This is a genomic window from Cellulomonas sp. P2_B4, from assembly GCF_056404795.1.
This window is the reverse complement of the sequence record NZ_JBFUDI010000001.1, coordinates 478572-494297: the sequence shown is the minus strand read 5'-3', so window position 1 is coordinate 494297 and position 15726 is coordinate 478572. Positions and strand designations below refer to the sequence as shown.

At 71.5% G+C, this 15726-nt stretch carries 11 protein-coding genes and 1 pseudogene; 8 read left to right on the top strand and 4 right to left on the bottom strand.

Features of this window, described 5'->3' with window-relative positions; translation table 11 throughout:
- Positions 1-28 precede the first annotated feature (28 nt).
- A complete protein-coding gene (locus tag AC1DZC_RS02310) occupies positions 29-1540 on the bottom strand; it encodes a hypothetical protein (RefSeq protein WP_477042088.1) in 1512 nt (503 codons plus the stop codon).
- 178 nt (positions 1541-1718) lie between these two features.
- On the opposite strand from AC1DZC_RS02310, the gene AC1DZC_RS02305 reads away from it, so the two are divergent.
- The 5 genes from AC1DZC_RS02305 to AC1DZC_RS02285 are packed head-to-tail and all read left to right on the top strand — an operon-like array spanning position 1719 to position 7211.
- Positions 1719-2810 (top strand): DegT/DnrJ/EryC1/StrS family aminotransferase, encoded by a 1092-nt coding sequence (locus AC1DZC_RS02305; RefSeq protein WP_477042087.1) that lies wholly within the window; start codon positions 1719-1721, stop codon positions 2808-2810.
- Positions 2791-3765, top strand: a complete 975-nt coding sequence (locus AC1DZC_RS02300) for a glycosyltransferase family 2 protein (RefSeq protein WP_477042086.1) — start codon at positions 2791-2793, stop codon at positions 3763-3765. Before AC1DZC_RS02305 ends, AC1DZC_RS02300 begins: the two co-directional genes overlap by 20 nt.
- Positions 3758-4171, top strand: a complete 414-nt coding sequence (locus AC1DZC_RS02295; RefSeq protein ID WP_477042085.1) for a GtrA family protein — start codon at positions 3758-3760, stop codon at positions 4169-4171. The genes AC1DZC_RS02300 and AC1DZC_RS02295 overlap by 8 nt, the downstream gene beginning before the upstream one ends.
- Positions 4168-5097, top strand: a complete 930-nt coding sequence (locus tag AC1DZC_RS02290; RefSeq protein ID WP_477042084.1) for a WxcM-like domain-containing protein — start codon at positions 4168-4170, stop codon at positions 5095-5097. The genes AC1DZC_RS02295 and AC1DZC_RS02290 overlap by 4 nt, the downstream gene beginning before the upstream one ends.
- The gene (locus tag AC1DZC_RS02285; protein WP_477042083.1) at positions 5097-7211 is read left to right on the top strand and encodes an acyltransferase family protein; all 2115 of its coding nucleotides are present in this window, start codon (positions 5097-5099) and stop codon (positions 7209-7211) included. Before AC1DZC_RS02290 ends, AC1DZC_RS02285 begins: the two co-directional genes overlap by 1 nt.
- Before the next feature lie 14 nt (positions 7212-7225).
- Here the strand turns inward: AC1DZC_RS02285 and AC1DZC_RS02280 are convergent, their stop codons facing one another.
- From AC1DZC_RS02280 to AC1DZC_RS02270, 3 genes are read right to left on the bottom strand one after another with little or no spacing between them, the layout of a single operon-like run.
- Positions 7226-9706: a glycosyltransferase gene (locus AC1DZC_RS02280; protein WP_477042082.1), complete on the bottom strand. Its 2481-nt coding sequence runs from the start codon at positions 9704-9706 to the stop codon at positions 7226-7228.
- Positions 9703-10677, bottom strand: coding sequence for a GDP-mannose 4,6-dehydratase (locus AC1DZC_RS02275; RefSeq protein WP_477042081.1), 975 nt, complete (start codon positions 10675-10677; stop codon positions 9703-9705). The genes AC1DZC_RS02280 and AC1DZC_RS02275 overlap by 4 nt, the downstream gene beginning before the upstream one ends.
- A gap of 4 nt (positions 10678-10681) precedes the next feature.
- Positions 10682-11668 (bottom strand): GDP-mannose 4,6-dehydratase, encoded by a 987-nt coding sequence (locus AC1DZC_RS02270; protein WP_477042080.1) that lies wholly within the window; start codon positions 11666-11668, stop codon positions 10682-10684.
- Between the two features lie 89 nt (positions 11669-11757).
- Between AC1DZC_RS02270 and AC1DZC_RS02265 the strand changes: the two genes are divergently transcribed.
- From AC1DZC_RS02265 to AC1DZC_RS02255, 3 genes and pseudogenes are all read left to right on the top strand, one after another.
- Positions 11758-12684 (top strand): FkbM family methyltransferase, encoded by a 927-nt coding sequence (locus AC1DZC_RS02265; protein WP_477042079.1) that lies wholly within the window; start codon positions 11758-11760, stop codon positions 12682-12684.
- On the top strand, positions 12681-14198 hold the full coding sequence (locus tag AC1DZC_RS02260) for a glycosyltransferase family 4 protein (RefSeq protein ID WP_477042078.1): 1518 nt from the start codon (positions 12681-12683) through the stop codon (positions 14196-14198). The genes AC1DZC_RS02265 and AC1DZC_RS02260 overlap by 4 nt, the downstream gene beginning before the upstream one ends.
- Positions 14195-15604, top strand: a pseudogene (locus tag AC1DZC_RS02255) (glycosyltransferase); the annotation flags it as partial. The gene AC1DZC_RS02260 and the pseudogene AC1DZC_RS02255, both read left to right, overlap by 4 nt.
- Positions 15605-15726 lie beyond the last annotated feature (122 nt).

Below are 15726 nucleotides of genomic sequence, written 5' to 3'. Positions count from 1 at the left end.
GGCGCACCGTCGCGGCCTCGCCGGACGGTCAGCCGATCGACGCCGTCGGCACGGTATAGAGCTCGACGGGGCCGAGCACCGTCTCGTGGGTGCCGAGGGACGTGGCGCCCTCGACGGACAGCAGGTCGGTGCACGACGACGTCGTCGCGATCGGGTAGACCGCCGCCACCGGATGGTCGCGCACCACGTCGTCCGGGGTGCACAGGACGCCAGGCACGCCGGTGCCGTCCTCGACCGTCAGGGCGATGTCCAGGAACGGCGGCAGGAGCAGGTAGACGTCCCCGTACTTGCCCGTGCGGTCGGCGACGACGATCGTCCGGTCGGCCGGGACGTCGTCGCGAACGCCCTCGACCACGTTCAGGAGGCTCTGCTGGGCCGCGCCGAAGCTGGTCCACCGCGAGTAGCCGACGAGTGCGCCCACCACGGACAGAGCCACGGCCGCCACCACGACGACCCGTCGCAGCGGCACGTCCTGCGCGACGAGGTGCGCGACGGCGGCCAGCACGAACCAGCAGGTCAGCCCGACCGGGAGCGCGACCCGCTCGGGGTCGTGCAGGTGCAGGGTCGTCGAGGCGTAGGCGAGCGCAGACAGCGGAGAGGCGGCGAGCGCGCCGAGCAGGAGCCACACCCTGACGGCCGACAGCCGCTGCGCGAGGCCGAGCGCGATGACGACGGCCCCGACCCCGACCCCGAGGAGAACGACACCGGTCGCCTCGAGCGCGAGCGTGCGCAGGATCATCCGGAGGGTCGCCACGACGTCGATGTCACCGCCGACCAGGGTCGACTCGTACGCGTCGGGGTAGAGCCTCGGGACGATGACCGCCGACCACGCGAACGTCGCGCCTACCGCCACGATGGTGGCGCCGAACATGATCAACGAACGTGCCCGCTGAGCCGGGTCGAGCACGACGACGAGGACCACCGCGGCGACGAGCATCGCGAGCGCCGGCGCCTGGTAGGTGAGCAGCCCGACGACCGGGACGACGATCATGGGCGCGAGCAGCCAACTCCGGCCCGACCGCAGGTAGCGCACCGCGGTACCGAGCCACACGATGCTCGCCAGGACCGCGACCTGTGCCGACAGGAACCGCAGGAGGTCACCCGCGGGCCACCACGGGTGCACCGCGATCAGAAGGCCGAGCGTGAGCCGGACGGCGCGGTTGTGCGTCAGGGGTGCGAGCGCCCACCAGGTCCCCCAGAGCTGGAGGAGCGCGACCGCGCCGAGCACCGCGTACATGCCGACGAAGCCACCGCCGGACAGCGCGAGGCCGATGAAGTGCGGGACGAGGTGCAGCGGCCGGCCCGGGGTGGCCCCGAGGAAGAGCCCTCCGAAGCCGTTGGTGTCCCAGAGGGACGCCTCGCCCCACTCCTCGAGCAGCCCGCCTTGCCACGGCCGGAACGCGACCATGAACACGCCGAGCGACACCGCGCAATAAAGGGCGAGCATCCGCAGGTCGATGTGTGGGGTGGGGCGGGCCTCGTCCGGCGTGGGCACCTGCGCCACGGGCTCGTCGCCCAGCTGGGCAGGGGCGTGCGTCACGGCGGGCTCCTTCAGCAACACGGTGGACCGCGTTGCGGCCGGGACACGGTGCGGGGACGCACCGGCCGCCCATGGTACGCGTGCTGAGGCACGTTCTTGCTCCGAGTCGTGGGATCATCATCAGCGGTCAGGGCGCTGGAGCGACCGGCCGAGCACGTGCAATGAGACAGGGGAACCGATGGCCTTCGTGCCGATGAACGACCTCGGACGGGCGCTGTCCGCACAGAAGGTGCGGTTGACCGCAGCCTTCACCGAGGTCGTCGACAGCGGCAGGCTGGTCCTGGGTCCGCAGCACGGCGCGTTCGAGCGGGAGCTGGCCGAGTACGTCGGAGTGCCGCACGCGCTCGGTGTCGCCAACGGGACAGACGCCCTCGAGCTCGCGATCCGCGCCGCGGCGCCGGCGGACCGCCACGTGGTCGTGACCGCCGCGAACTGCGGAGGCTACGCCGGCACCGCGGCACGGCTGGCCGGCTACGAGGTCCGCTACGCCGACATCGACCCGGCGACGCTGCTCCTGGACCCGCTCCACCTGGCGTCCGTGCTCGACGAGAGCGTCGCGGTCGTCGTCGTGACCCATCTCTACGGGCGCGCGGCCGACGTCGCGGCCGTCCGCAGGCTCACCGAGCCGCTGGGCGTCGCGGTCGTCGAGGACTGTGCCCAGGCCATCGGCGCACGCACCCCGCAGGGCGCCGTCGGCTCGCTCGGTGACGCCGCCGCGTTCAGCTTCTACCCGACGAAGAACCTCGGTGCCCTGGGCGACGGCGGTGCCGTCACCACCGCGTCCGACCGCCTGGCCGACCGCGTCCGGTCGCTGCGCCAGTACGGCTGGAGCACGAAGTACCACGTCACGTCGGACGGCGGCCGCAACTCGCGGCTCGACGAGGCCCAGGCCGCGTTCCTGCGGGTCCGCCTACCGGGGGTCGACGAGGGCAACGCCGTCCGGCGCGGGATCATCGGCGCGTACGCGTCGGCCGCGGGAGAACGCGTCCGGGTCCTCGAGGCCGTCGGCGACGGGCACGTCGGGCATCTCGCCGTGGTGCTCACCGACGACCGCCAGGGTCTCGTCGCCCACCTGACCGAGCACGAGATCGGCTCCGACGTGCACTACCCGGTCCCGGACCACCACCAGCCCGCCTTCCGCGACCGGTACACCGACGTCTCGCTGCCGGTGACCGAGGAGATGGCCGGACAGGTCGTGTCCGTCCCCGTGTTCCCCGAGCTTCGCGACGACGAGATCCGGAGGGTCGGCGATGCACTCCGAACCTTCTGACGCCACCCTCGCGACCCGCATCGTCTACTCGGTCGTCGTGCCGGTCTACAGGAACGAGGACACGCTCGAACGGGTCGTCGGCCGGCTCGCCGTCGTGGCGGAGCGGCTCGACGGCCGCCTCGAGGTCGTCTTCGTCGTCGACGGGTCGCCCGACGGCTCCCTCGAGCTGCTGCGTGCCATCCTGCCGACCGCCGCGATCGACTCGCAGGTCATCACGCACTCCCGCAACTTCGGCGCGTTCCAGGCCATCCGCACCGGCATCGCGGCCGCCCGCGGCAGCTACGTCGGGGTCATGGCCGCGGACCTTCAGGAGCCGCCCGAGCTGATGGAGGACTTCTTCCGTCTGCTGCGCAGCGGCGACGTCGACATCGTCGTGGGGCGACGCGCGTCGCGGCAGGACCAGGCCTTCTCCGCGGCTGCGTCGCGCACGTTCTGGTGGCTCTACCGCGGGCTGATCAACCGCGACATCCCCCGCGGTGGCGTCGACGTCTTCGGCTGCACGCGCGCCGTGGCCGCCCAGCTCGTGGACCTCCGCGAGTCCCACTCGAGCCTCGTCGCGCTGCTCTACTGGGTCGGGTTCCGTCGCGCGGAGGTGCCCTACGTGCGGGTGGCGCGCGAGAGCGGGAAGTCCGCGTGGACCCTGCGCAAGCGCGTGCGCTACCTGCTCGACAGCGTGTTCTCCTTCACCAACATCCCGATCAGCCTGCTGACGGCGGCCGGCGTGGTGGGTGCCGTCCTGACCACGGCGTGGGCCGTGACCGTGTTCGTCGGCTGGGCCACCGGCCGGATCGACAACCCCGGCTACACACCGCTGATGCTCGTGATGCTCGCTTCCACGTTCACCATCCTCATCGGACTCGGGATCGTCGGCAGCTACGTGTGGCGGACGTTCGAGAACAGCAAGAACCGCCCGCCGTCGCTCGAGATGACGAGCGAGGTGTTCCCCGATGAGTAGCGGGCCGCACGGCCTGCGCTCGTCCGCCTGGCGATTCGTCGTGGCGGGCTGCGCCAACACCCTCGTGACCGCGGTCTCGATGTCACTGCTCTCCCTGGTCATCGACCCGCGGATCGCCTACACGATCGGCTTCGCCCTGGGCCTGGCGCTCGCCGTGACGCTCGCCGGCGGCTTCGTGTTCGGGGTCCGGATGACCAAGAGGCTCTCGGCCGCGTACGTCGCGATGTACCTGGGGGCCTATCTCCTCGGCCTGCTGGCGCTTTCCGTGGCGCGCTCCATGGGGATGCCGGACCACTGGAGCGGTGCGGTCGTCCTGCTGACGGCTCCCCTGACGTTCATCGGCGGGCGGATCCTGCTCGTCCTGCGCAACCCCGACCGCCGCACCGCCGAGAGGAACGTCGCGTGACCGCCTTCGTCCACCCGCAGGGGCTGTGCGAGTCGACACAGGTCGGCGACGGCACCCGCGTGTGGGCGTTCGCGCACGTGCTGCCCGGTGCGAGCATCGGCCGGGACTGCAACATCTGCGACCACGTCTTCGTCGAGAACGACGTCGTTGTCGGCGACCGCGTCACGGTGAAGTCTGGCGTACAGCTCTGGGACGGGCTGCGGCTCGGCGACGACGTCTTCGTCGGCCCGAACGTGACGTTCACGAACGACCCGTTCCCCCGCAGCAAGGTCTACCCGACGCAGTTCCCCCGCACCGTCGTGGCGGCGGGGGCGAGCATCGGCGGCGGCGCCGTGATCCTGCCCGGCGTGCGCATCGGGCGCGGCGCCATGGTCGGCGCCGGCGCCGTGGTCACCCACGACGTCCCGGCCAACGCCATCGTCGTCGGCAACCCCGCACGGATCCACGGGTACGTCCACGACGAGCCGTCCGCGACGACCGCGGCGCCCCGCCCGACCGAGGGACGACCGCTGGTCGGAGGGTCCGCAGTGGTGCCCGTGACCGTCGCCCGCGACCTGCGTGGCTCGCTCGCCGCGCTCGAGCTCGGCCGCGACCTGCCGTTCGTCCCCGAGCGGTTCTTCGCCGTCTTCGAGGTGCCCTCCAAGGACGTCCGCGGCGAGCACGCGCACCGCACGTGCTCGCAGTTCCTCGTCTGCGTGCAAGGCTCCGTGCGCTGCATCGTCGACGACGGCGCCCGCCGCGAGGAGGTGCTGCTCGACGGTCCGGACATCGGCCTCTATATGCCGCCGATGGTCTGGGGCACGCAGTACGACTACGCCCCCGGCACGGTCCTGTGCGTCTTCGCATCGCACGCCTACGACGCCGCCGACTACGTCCGCGACTACGACGAGTACCTCGGACTTGTGAACGGACAGGCGAGGAGCTGATGACGAGCTCAGCACCCGTCGGGCTGCAGACCGTCCCTGCTCCAGCCGCCGACCGGACGACGCGACACGCTCCGGTACGGCACGAGATCCAGGCCCTACGCGCCTTGGCGGTCTCGCTCGTGCTTCTCTACCACTTCTGGCCCGGCCGGCTCACGGGTGGGTTCATCGGCGTCGACGTGTTCTTCGTCGTCTCCGGCTTCCTCATCACAGGACAGCTCGTCCGCGAGCTCTCAACCCGCGGCTCGGTGTCGCTCAGCCGGTTCTGGGCACGACGGGCACGCCGGCTCATGCCCGCCGCTCTCCTCGTCCTGACGGTCGTGCTCGCCGCCACCGTGCTGTGGATCCCCGACGCGTCGTGGCGCCAGTGGGCGCACGAGATCGGTGCCTCCGCGCTGTACGTGGAGAACTGGCAGCTCGCGCACGACGCCGTGGACTACCTTGGCGCCGAGTACGCGCCGTCGCCCGTCCAGCACTACTGGTCGCTGTCGGTCGAGGAACAGTTCTACATCGGATGGCCGTTGATCCTCCTCGCAGCCGTCGGGGTCGCTCGACTCGCTCGTCGTCGGGTGACGCGCAAGGGGATCGCCCTGGTCCTGGGAGCCCTCGTCGTCGCCTCGTTCGTCTCCTGCGTGCTCCTGACCGACCGGGTGCCGTCCACGGGCTACTTCTCCACGGTGAGCAGGGCGTGGGAGTTCGGAGCCGGCGGGATGCTGGCGCTCGTGGTCGTCCCGACGTGGAACCGTCTGGCCCGCGTCGCCCTCCTGTGGGCGGGCGTCGCTGCGATCGTGGCTGTCGCGGTGACGTACAGCGGCACGACCACCTTCCCCGGCATGGCCGCTGCCGTGCCCGTGCTGGGCGCGCTCGCGGTGATCGTCGCGGGCACCCCCGGGACCGGCACGGTGACCGGCCGTCTCCTGCGACTCGCCCCCGTCCGCTGGCTCGGTGACACGTCGTACTCCGTCTATCTCTGGCACTGGCCGATGATCGTCATCGTCCCCGTCATGCTCGGGCACGAGATCACGGCCATGACCAAGATCGTCCTCATCGTTGTGACACTCCTGCTTGCCTGGGGCACCAAGGTGGTCGTCGAGGATCCGGTCCGTACCCTCCCCCGCTTCACCGGCGCGGCGCCGTTCAGGGTCCTGACGGTAACTGCCGTCGCCATCGGCCTCGTCGTCGCCGGGTGCATGGCGACCGTCGCCGTGCTCGACCGCCGGATCGCGCACGAGCGCGAAGTGCTCGTCGCGTCGCAGGACGGCTCGTGCTTCGGCAGCGCCGCCCTCGTGGCGTCGAACGGCTGCCCGGACCCGTTCGCGGCCGTCAGTGCCGGGGCCTCCTCGCTCGCCAAGACGGACCGGCCGGTCAAGGCCGATCCATCCGGCGGCTGGGAGTGCGAGACACCTCCCGACTCGGACGAGCTCCGCCCGTGCACCTACGGGTCCGCAAACCCGACCCGAACGATCGCAATGCTGGGAGACTCGCACGCCATGCAGTGGCTCGGGGCCGTGCGCGACGTCGTCGAGCGGCAGGGCTGGCGCGTGACCACGTACTTCAAGTCCGCGTGCAACGGGACGGGCGACGGCCAGGTCCTCCATGCGGGGCGCCCGAACGACCAGGGCGCGTGCGCTCGCTGGGGTGACGCGGCGCTCGAGGCCATCCTGGCCGACCCGGCGGTGGACACCGTGATCACCTCCAACGTCAGCAGCGCGTACTCCGAGGGAAGCCCGGAGACGCCGATCGGCCCCGACCCTTACGTCGCCGCGTGGTCTCGACTCACGTCGGCCGGGATCGACGTCCTGGTCCTCGCGGACACCCCGCGGAGCGCCGACGGCAAGGACGTCCCTGACTGCCTGGCAGCAGCGGGGCCGGACACATCTGTGTGCGACGGTCCGCGCTCGGTTGTCGTTCCGCCCGACGCCATGGCCGGTGCAGCGGCCGCATCCGCCGACGACCGGGTCAGCTTGCTCGACCTGAACGACTGGTTCTGCGTCGACGGCACGTGCCACACCGTCATCGGCGGAGTCATCGCGTACTCGGACAGCGGGCACATCTCTGACACCTACGCCCGCACCCTCTCGCCGCAGCTCGAGCTCGCCCTGCTTGACGGGCGCTGACGTACGTCTGGCCGCTAGCCGCGGCCGACGATGCGCCCGATGCGACCCGATGCGCGTCGGGCCACCTCGCGCACTCCCCCGGCCCGCAGGTACCCCTGCGCGAGCTGGAGGTCCGACCGCAGCGAACGCCGCGTGCGGGGCGACCGTCGCTTCGAGGCAGGCACGGCGGGACGGTCGACGGCGAGGTCGGCGGCCCGGCGAGGGCTGCGGCAGAACTCGACGAGCGGCGCCAGCGCGCGGGCCCACACGTACGAGCCGGCGAACGCGTCGACAGCCTGCCGCACGGCCTGCGAGGACTCCTCGTCGTAGAGCATCTCCTCGAGCGCGGCCTCGAGGGCCTCGACGTCGCGCTCGGGCACGACCCGGCCCAGACCGTGCTCGGTGATGAGCGAGCCGAAGGTGTCGCCTCCCGTGGCGACGATCGGCAGCCCGGCCCACAGGTAGTCGAGGATGCGGGTGCGGAAGCTGTACGCGGTCTCGACGTGCTGGAAGTGCGTCGAGACGCCCACGTCGGCGTCGAGCAGGAAGTCGGCGCGCTCCTCGTACGGGACCCAGCCCTCGTTGAAGAAGACATGGGTGCCGGTGAGCTTCAGCTCGTCGGCCAGCTCACGCGTCTGCCAGGCCATCTGCATCGTCGGCACGCCCGGGTTGGGATGCTTGAGCCCGAGGAAGAAGAGCCGGACCTCGGGGTGGCGGTCCTTGAGCCGGTCGACCGCGCGCAGGAGCGTCAGCGGGTCGAACCAGTTGTAGATCCCGCCGCCCCACAGGATCACCTTGTCGTCCGGACCGATGCCGGGGACGGTGCCCTTGATCCCGTGCGTGCTCTGGACCGGTGGGGTGTCCTCGATGCCGAACGGGACGACCGCGAGCAGGTTGTCCAGCGAGGCGTCCTCGTCGTAGACCGCGGGGTTGACGCGGCCCTGGCCCGCCAGCTGGCCGAGCCAGAAGTCGCGCTGCTTGTCCGAGGCGCACAGCAGGAAGTCCGCGCGGCGCAGCTGCTCGTTGAGCGCGTGCGTGGTGACGTCGATCGCGTTCTGGCGACCCTCGACGCCGAGGTCGCGCGCCTGCTCCAGCTGCTCCAGGTGCATGGGGTCGTAGATGTCCGCGACGATGATCTTGTCGCTGCCCTTGAGCCACGGGGCCGTCTCCAGCAAGAACCCCTGGAAGATGATGACGTCGGCCCAGCCGGTCGGCTCCTTCAGGCCCGTCCCCGCGGCGTACTCGACGGAGAAGTCGGGGCTGGTGCGCTTGGCGCCGGCGGTCGAGACGAGTCGGACCTCGTGGTCCGGGGCGAGCGCCTTGGCGATCTCCCAGGCACGGATCGCCGGGCCGGCCATCCGCTCGAGCAGCGGCTCGCCGGTGACCACGAGGATGCGGTGGCGCGCCGTGAAGTGCTCGACGATCCCGAACGCCTCGAGGAGCACCTCGTGGGCGGCCAGGTAGGACGGCATGCCGTAGGCGGGCTCGATCGTCTCGCGGAAGAGCGGGAAGAGCTCGCGGTCGCTGCGCCGCCGGCGGCCCTGGAGCTCGCGACGCGACACCAGGAGCGACGGCAGCTGCTCGACGAAGTAGTCGATGGCGTACGGCCCGGTCAGGGCCATCTTCGGGATCTCGATGGTGCCCACGTCGTCGCCACCCGGCGAGCGCTGCAGGTCGAGCGCGGTCGCGTCCACGCCGGTGCGCGCGACCGAGCGCCGCACGGCCAGCGCCATCGCGGCGGGCAGCGCGCGGGCCAGCGACTCGTCGTCGTAGTTCTTGTACATCGCCAGCAGCGCGTTGCGCTCCAGCAGGTAGCTCTCGCGGAAGTTGCCGAACTTCTTCATGGTCACGTGGTGCTTGTGGAACGCGACCGAGCCCGGGACGTACCGCACGCGGTGGCCCAGGAGGTTGAGCCGCCAGCCCAGGTCCACGTCCTCGTAGAACATGAAGAACCGCTCGTCGAACCCGCCGACCTCGCGGTACAGCTCGGTGCGCACGAACATCGCGGCGCCCGTGCCGAAGAGCACGTCCTTGGCGGTGTCGTAGGCACCGGTCTCGGGCTTCTCGACCTCGCGCTTGTAGCCCATGCCGAACCAGGTCAGCGAGCCGTCGACGTAGTCGATGAGGTTGCCGTCCCAGTCGAGCACCTTCGAGGCGACCGAGCCGATCGTGCGGTCCGCGTCGAGCACCTCGACCGCCGCGCGGATCCAGCCCTTGTCGGGCCGGGCGTCGTTGTTCAGGAACGCGACGTACCCGCCGGTCGCGTGCGCGACACCGAGGTTGCAGCCGCCGGCGAACCCGGTGTTGGAGCCGGAGTCGATCACCGTGGCGGTCGGCACCGCCTCGCGGATGCGCTCGACGCTGCCGTCGCCCGAGTCGTTGTCGACGACGACCAGCTCGAGCTGGTCGGCGGGCCAGTCGACGTCGGCGAACGCCTGCAGCGCCGTGATCGTGTCGTCGGCGCCCTTGTAGTTGACCAGGACGACCGTGACGACGCCGGCGCGGAGCTCGCTCACCGGGCACCTCGCTCGAGCTCGAGATCGTGGTCGACCATCCGGCCGACCAGCTCGGCGAACGAGACGGTCGGGGTCCAGCCGAGCACCTCGCGGGCCTTCGACGCGTCGCCCACCTGCTCGGTGGCGTCGGCGGGGCGCACCAGCGACGGGTCGGTCTCGAGGTGCGACTGCCAGTCGGGGACGCCGGCGTGCACCATCGCGGCCTCGACGAACTCAGCCACGGAGTGCGTCACACCGGTCGCGACCACGAAGTCGTCGGCCACCGGGTGCCGCACGGCACGGACCATCGCGTCGACGTAGTCGGGTGCCCAGCCCCAGTCCCGACGGACCGTCGTGTTGCCGAGCGACAGCGTGCCCCCGCCCTCGTGCGCGATCCGGGCGGCGGCCGCCGTGATCTTGCGGGTGACGAACGTCGTCGGCCGCAACGGCGACTCGTGGTTGTACAGAATGGTCGTGGCGACGTGAAGACCGCGTCCCCGGAAGATCCCTGCCATCTGGTGCGCGTACGCCTTGGCCGCGCCGTAGGGCGAGATCGGGTTCACGGTCGTGCCCTCGTCCTGCGGGGTCCGGTCCGGGCGCCCGAAGATCTCGGCGCTCGACGCCTGCAGCACCCGGACCGCCCGGCCCGTGCGCTCCTGGAGCGCCCACGCCGCCTCGAACACGCCGACGGCCGCGAGCCCGCTGACCTCGCCAGTGAGCGCAGGGTGCGCCMACGAGTACCCGACCGAGCTGATCCCGGCGAGGTTGTAGACCTCGTCGGGCCGCACGGAGCTCACGAGCTCGCCGACGCGCGCACGGTCGGTGAGCTCACCGACGTGGAGGACGACCCCGTCGGGCAGGACGGAGCGGTGCTTCGCCTCCTCGTCGACCGTGCGCACGAGCCCGTGCACCTCGATCCCCTCGGAGGCGAGCACACCGGCCAGGATCGTCCCGTCCTGGCCGCTGATCCCCGTGACGAACGCAGTCGTCACACCGTCACCGGCCGTTCAGAGCGCGCTGCTCCTTGAGGTCGTTCTCGACCATCATGGTCACCAGCGTCGGGAAGTCGACCTGGCGGGTCCAGCCGAGCTTCTCCTGGGCCTTGGTGGGGTCGCCGATCAGCAGGTCGACCTCGGCCGGGCGCATGAAGCGCGGGTCCTGCTTGACCAGGTGCGACCACTCGTCGATGCCGACGTGCTTGAACGCGATGTCGAGCAGCTCCCGGATCGAGTGGGTCTCACCGGTCGCGACGACGTAGTCGTCGGCCTCGGGCTGCTGCAGCATCCGCCACATGGCGTCGACGTAGTCCCCGGCGAAGCCCCAGTCGCGCTTGGCGTCCAGGTTGCCGAGCGTGATGTTCTCCTGCAGCCCGAGCGAGATCCGCGCGACGGCCTGGGAGACCTTGCGCGTGACGAACTCCGGGCCACGGCGCGGCGACTCGTGGTTGAAGAGGATCCCCGACGAGGCGTGCATGCCGTACGACTCGCGGTAGTTGATCGTCATGTAGTGCCCGAACACCTTGGCGACGCCGTAGGGCGAGCGCGGCCACAGCAGCGTGCTCTCGCGCTGCGGCACCTCCTGCACCTTGCCGAACATCTCCGAGGAGGACGCCTGGTAGAAGCGGACCTTGCTCAGATCGTCGCCGGCGTACAGACGCACCGCCTCGATCATGTTGAGCACGCCCTTGCCGGTCACGTCGCTGGTGACCAGTGCGTTCTCCCACGAGTACGCCACGAAGGAGATCGCGCCGAGGTTGTAGACCTCGTCCGGGCGCGCCACCTCGAGCGCACGGATCAAGCTCGAGAAGTCCGTCAGGTCACCGGTGAGCAGCTTCACGTCCGGGAGCAGCTCGCGCACGAGCTCGTACTTCGGGTTGTTCTGGCCGCGGATCAGGCCGTAGACGTCGTAACCCTTCGCGAGCAGGAGCTCGGAGAGGTAGAGACCGTCCTGGCCGGTGATACCGGTGATGAGTGCGCGGGGCATGATTCCTCGGGGTAATCGGGGATTGGACCTCAGGATCGTACCGGCATCCCGACCCGCGACGGGTTGCCGAGCGCACGTATGATGCAGCCGTGCCGCTGCCCTCCACGTTCGTGTCGTACTCCCAGAACCGGGAGGATGTCGTCCTCTGGCGAGCCCTGCGAAACATCGAGGCGGGTCGCTACGTCGACATCGGCGCCAACGACCCGCGCGTCGACTCGATCAGCAGAGGCTTCTACGACCTCGGCTGGCGCGGCGTCACGGTCGAGCCCGTCCCGTCGTTCGCGGCCGCGCACCGCGAGGAGCGCCCGGGCGACCTCCTGGTCGAGGCGGCCGTCACGGACGAGGACATCACCGAGATCACGCTGCACGTCTTCTCGGAAACGGGGCTGTCCACGCTGGTCGACTCGGTGAGCGACCGCCACGAGGCGGCCGGGCTGGCCGCGCAAGACGTCATCGTCCCCGCCCTCACGCTGGACTCGATCCTCGAGGGCGCCGACCTCGACGGCCAGGACATCCACTTCATGACGATCGACGTCGAGGGCGCCGAGCCGGAGGTCCTGCGCAGCGTCGACCTCTCGCGCTGGAAGCCGTGGGTGCTCGTCGTCGAGGCGACCGCGCCCCGCTCGACGGAACCCACCTTCGCGCTCTGGGAGAAGATCGTCCTGGACGCCGGCTACACCCTCTGCCTCTTCGACGGGCTCTCGCGGTTCTACGTGTCCGCCGAGCACGTCGACCTCGCCCCGCTGCTGGCCTACCCCGCCTGCCCGCTCGACACGTACGAGACCGACCACGACCTGCGTCAGCGCGCCACGATCGACACGCTGACGGCCGACGTCGTGCGCTGGCGGACCGCGGCGCTCACGCGCTGGGCCGAGGAGGCGGACCTCTCCAAGGGCCGCGCCGAGGACAAGCGCCGGATCGTCGCGCTGGAGGACGAGATCGTCGCGATCCACCGCACGCTGTCCTGGCGTGTCACCGCACCGATCCGCGCCGTCCGGCGCGTGGGGCGAGTGTGACGGGGGCGACGGACACCCTCATCGGCACCCGCAACGTCGCGGGAGCTGTGGCGCAACGCCTCCGGGCAGCGGCCGACGCAGCCGCACCGGGCACCCCAGTGCACCCCGACCGGCTCATCGACGGCGACACCTGCCTCTCGGCCCTCGTCGGACTCCTCTTCCGCGAGCGACGCGCCTCCGTGGCGTGGCTGCTGCTGACGGTGCTCGCCGGCGCGTACCCCGAGCCCGCCGACGTCCGGTACGTGCTGCGCCTGGTCGACCTGTGCGACGAGACCGAGACCACGCTGCGGCTGCTCGACCGGGCCGCGGCCGTCGCGGCGCCGCACGCGTCGATGGCCCAGGAGGCCGTGGTGACCGGCGGCGTCATCGTCGACGTCGACATGTGCGCCAGGAGCACCTTCCACAACGGGATCCAGCGCACAGCACGCGAGGTCGTCCGCACCTGGGCCCTCGAGCACGACCCCCTGCTGGTCGCCTGGACCGACACGGCCGGCGCCACGCGCGCCCTGACGCCCGACGAGACGACGCTGGCCTCCCGGTGGGACGAGTCGCTGCGCGACCGGATCTCCGCTGCCGACCAGGACCCCGACGCCCCCGACACGTCGGTCCTCGTGATCCCGTGGGAGGCGACCTTCGTCCTGGCCGAGGTGCCGCTGGCCGACCGCACTGCGCCGCTCGCGGCGCTCGCCGAGCTGTCGGGGTCTCGGGTGGTCGCGATCGGCTACGACGCCATCCCGGTCGTGAGCGCGGACCTGCGCCCGCTCGGCGAGCCGAACGGCTTCGCTGCCTACCTCACCGTCATCAAGCACGCGGACCGCGTGGCCGCGATCAGCGCGTCCGCTGCGACCGAGTTCGCCGGGTTCCGCGACGCGCTCGTCGCCCAGGGCCTTGCCGGACCCGACGTGTCCGAGGTCATGCTCCCGGTCACCGTGCCCCCGCCGCCGCCGGGCTGGGTGCGCGCAGTGCCGTTGCGCCCGCTCGTCCTGTGCGTCGGACGGCTCGAGCCGCACAAGAACCACGGAGCCCTGCTGCACGCCGCCGAGCGGCTGTGGAACGAGGGCCGCGAGTTCGACCTGCACCTCGTCGGCGGCCCCGGCTGGGACATGAAGCGGGTCGAGGACCAGCTCGAACGGCTGGCCCGGTCCGGCGCGTCGGTCCACTGGCACAAGTCGATCGGCGACGACGAGCTCTGGTCGCTCATGCGCGGGGCGTCGTTCACCGTCTTCATCTCGCTGCACGAGGGCTTCGGGCTGCCCGTCGCGGAGTCGTTGGCGTGCGGCACGCCCGTGCTCACGACCGCGTACGGCAGCCAGGCCGAGATCGCCTCAGGGGGCGGGTGCCTCACCGTGGACCCGCGCGACGACGAGGAGGTGCTGACCGCGCTGCGCACCCTCGTCGACGACTCTGACCTGCGTGCGCGCCTACGGGCGCAGGCAGCGCTGTACCCGGGCGGCTCGTGGGACGCGTACGCACGCGCCCTGTGGAGCTACCTGGTCGAAGGGGGAACCGCATGACCGTCATGACCCACGCCCGCAGCGTCCTGCGGCGTGCCGCCGAGGAGGGCTTCGCGCTGCGCGCCCGCGCGACCGCTCCGAAGGTCTCGCCCGAGAAGTGGTACGACCGCCTCGTCGTCCTCGCGCGGGCGCTCGAACCCGACGCCGCCGACCTTCGCACACCGGCCGCCGCCGAGCGCACCGTCCTGCGACTGCTGACCGGTGCCGACGACGCCGTCACCTGGCTCGCGCTCTCGGTCCTGTCGGCACGGCTCCCGCCCGCCGACGAGGTCATCGCCGCCCGCCGCGACGGCCAGCTCTTCGGGCCGTCCGTGATCCTCGACGCCGCCAAGGCCGTCGTGACCGAGGCGTCCGTGCGACGCGACGTGCGCGTGCTCCACGACGCGACGCTCGTCGACATGGGTGACCTGGTCCTCTACCCGCTCGGCACCGGCATCCAGCGCGTCGCCCGCAGCGTCATCACGCAGTGGCGCGCCGACCGCGAGTTCACCGCGATCGGCTGGACCACGGACATGGACGCGATCTACGCGCTCGACGACGCCGCCCGGGACGCCGCGCTCGCCGGCCGGAAGGGCACGGTCGACGACGACGAGCCCGAGGGGCCGGTCGTCGTGCCCTGGGGCGGCACCTACATGCTGCCTGAGCTCGCGATCCAGCCCCGGCGGTGCCTGGCCCTGCAGGCCCTCGCCCGCTATGCACCGACCCGTTGCGGCGTCATCGGCTTCGACTGCGTCCCGCTGACCTCCGCCGAGACCTCCGCGGCGGGATTTCCCGCAGTGTTCGCCCTGAACCTCGCGGCCGTCGCGGAGTTCGACGTGGTCGCCGGCATCTCCGCCGCCGCGGCGGCCGAGTACGCCGGCTGGCGTCGGATGCTCGGCGGCGCCGGGCTGCCCGGTCCCGCGATCGAGGCGATCCTGCTGCCCGCGGACGCGCCCGAGCCGTCCGGGCAGGACCTGGCCGACGCCAGGGACCGGTTCGTCGTCGCGGACCTGCCGCTCGTCCTGTGCGTGGGCAGCCACGAGCCGCGCAAGAACCACCTGTCCGTTCTGCATTCCGCCGAGCTGCTGTGGCGTCGCGGCCTGCGGTTCAGCCTGACGTTCGTCGGTGGCGCATCCTGGAACAGCGACGAGTTCAGCGCACGACTCGCCGAGCTCGAGGGGGCCGGACGGCCCGTCGAGTCGGTCAGCCGGCTGAGCGACCGGCTGCTCTGGGGCGCGTACCGGCTCGCCCGGTGCACAGTGTTTCCATCCGTGAACGAGGGCTTCGGCCTGCCCGTCGCCGAGTCGCTGGCCGCCGGGACGCCCGCGATCACGTCGGGCTTCGGAAGCATGGCCGAGATCGCCGCCGACGGTGGCGCCCTGCTGGTCGACCCGCGCGACGACGACGGTCTGACCGAGGCCCTCCACCGGCTCCTCGTCGACGACGAGCTGCACCGCAGGCTCTCGGCCGAGGCCCGGGACCGCCCGCCGACGAGCTGGCGCGGCTACGCGGCCCGCCTCTGGGACGTGTTCCACGACACCACCGGCGG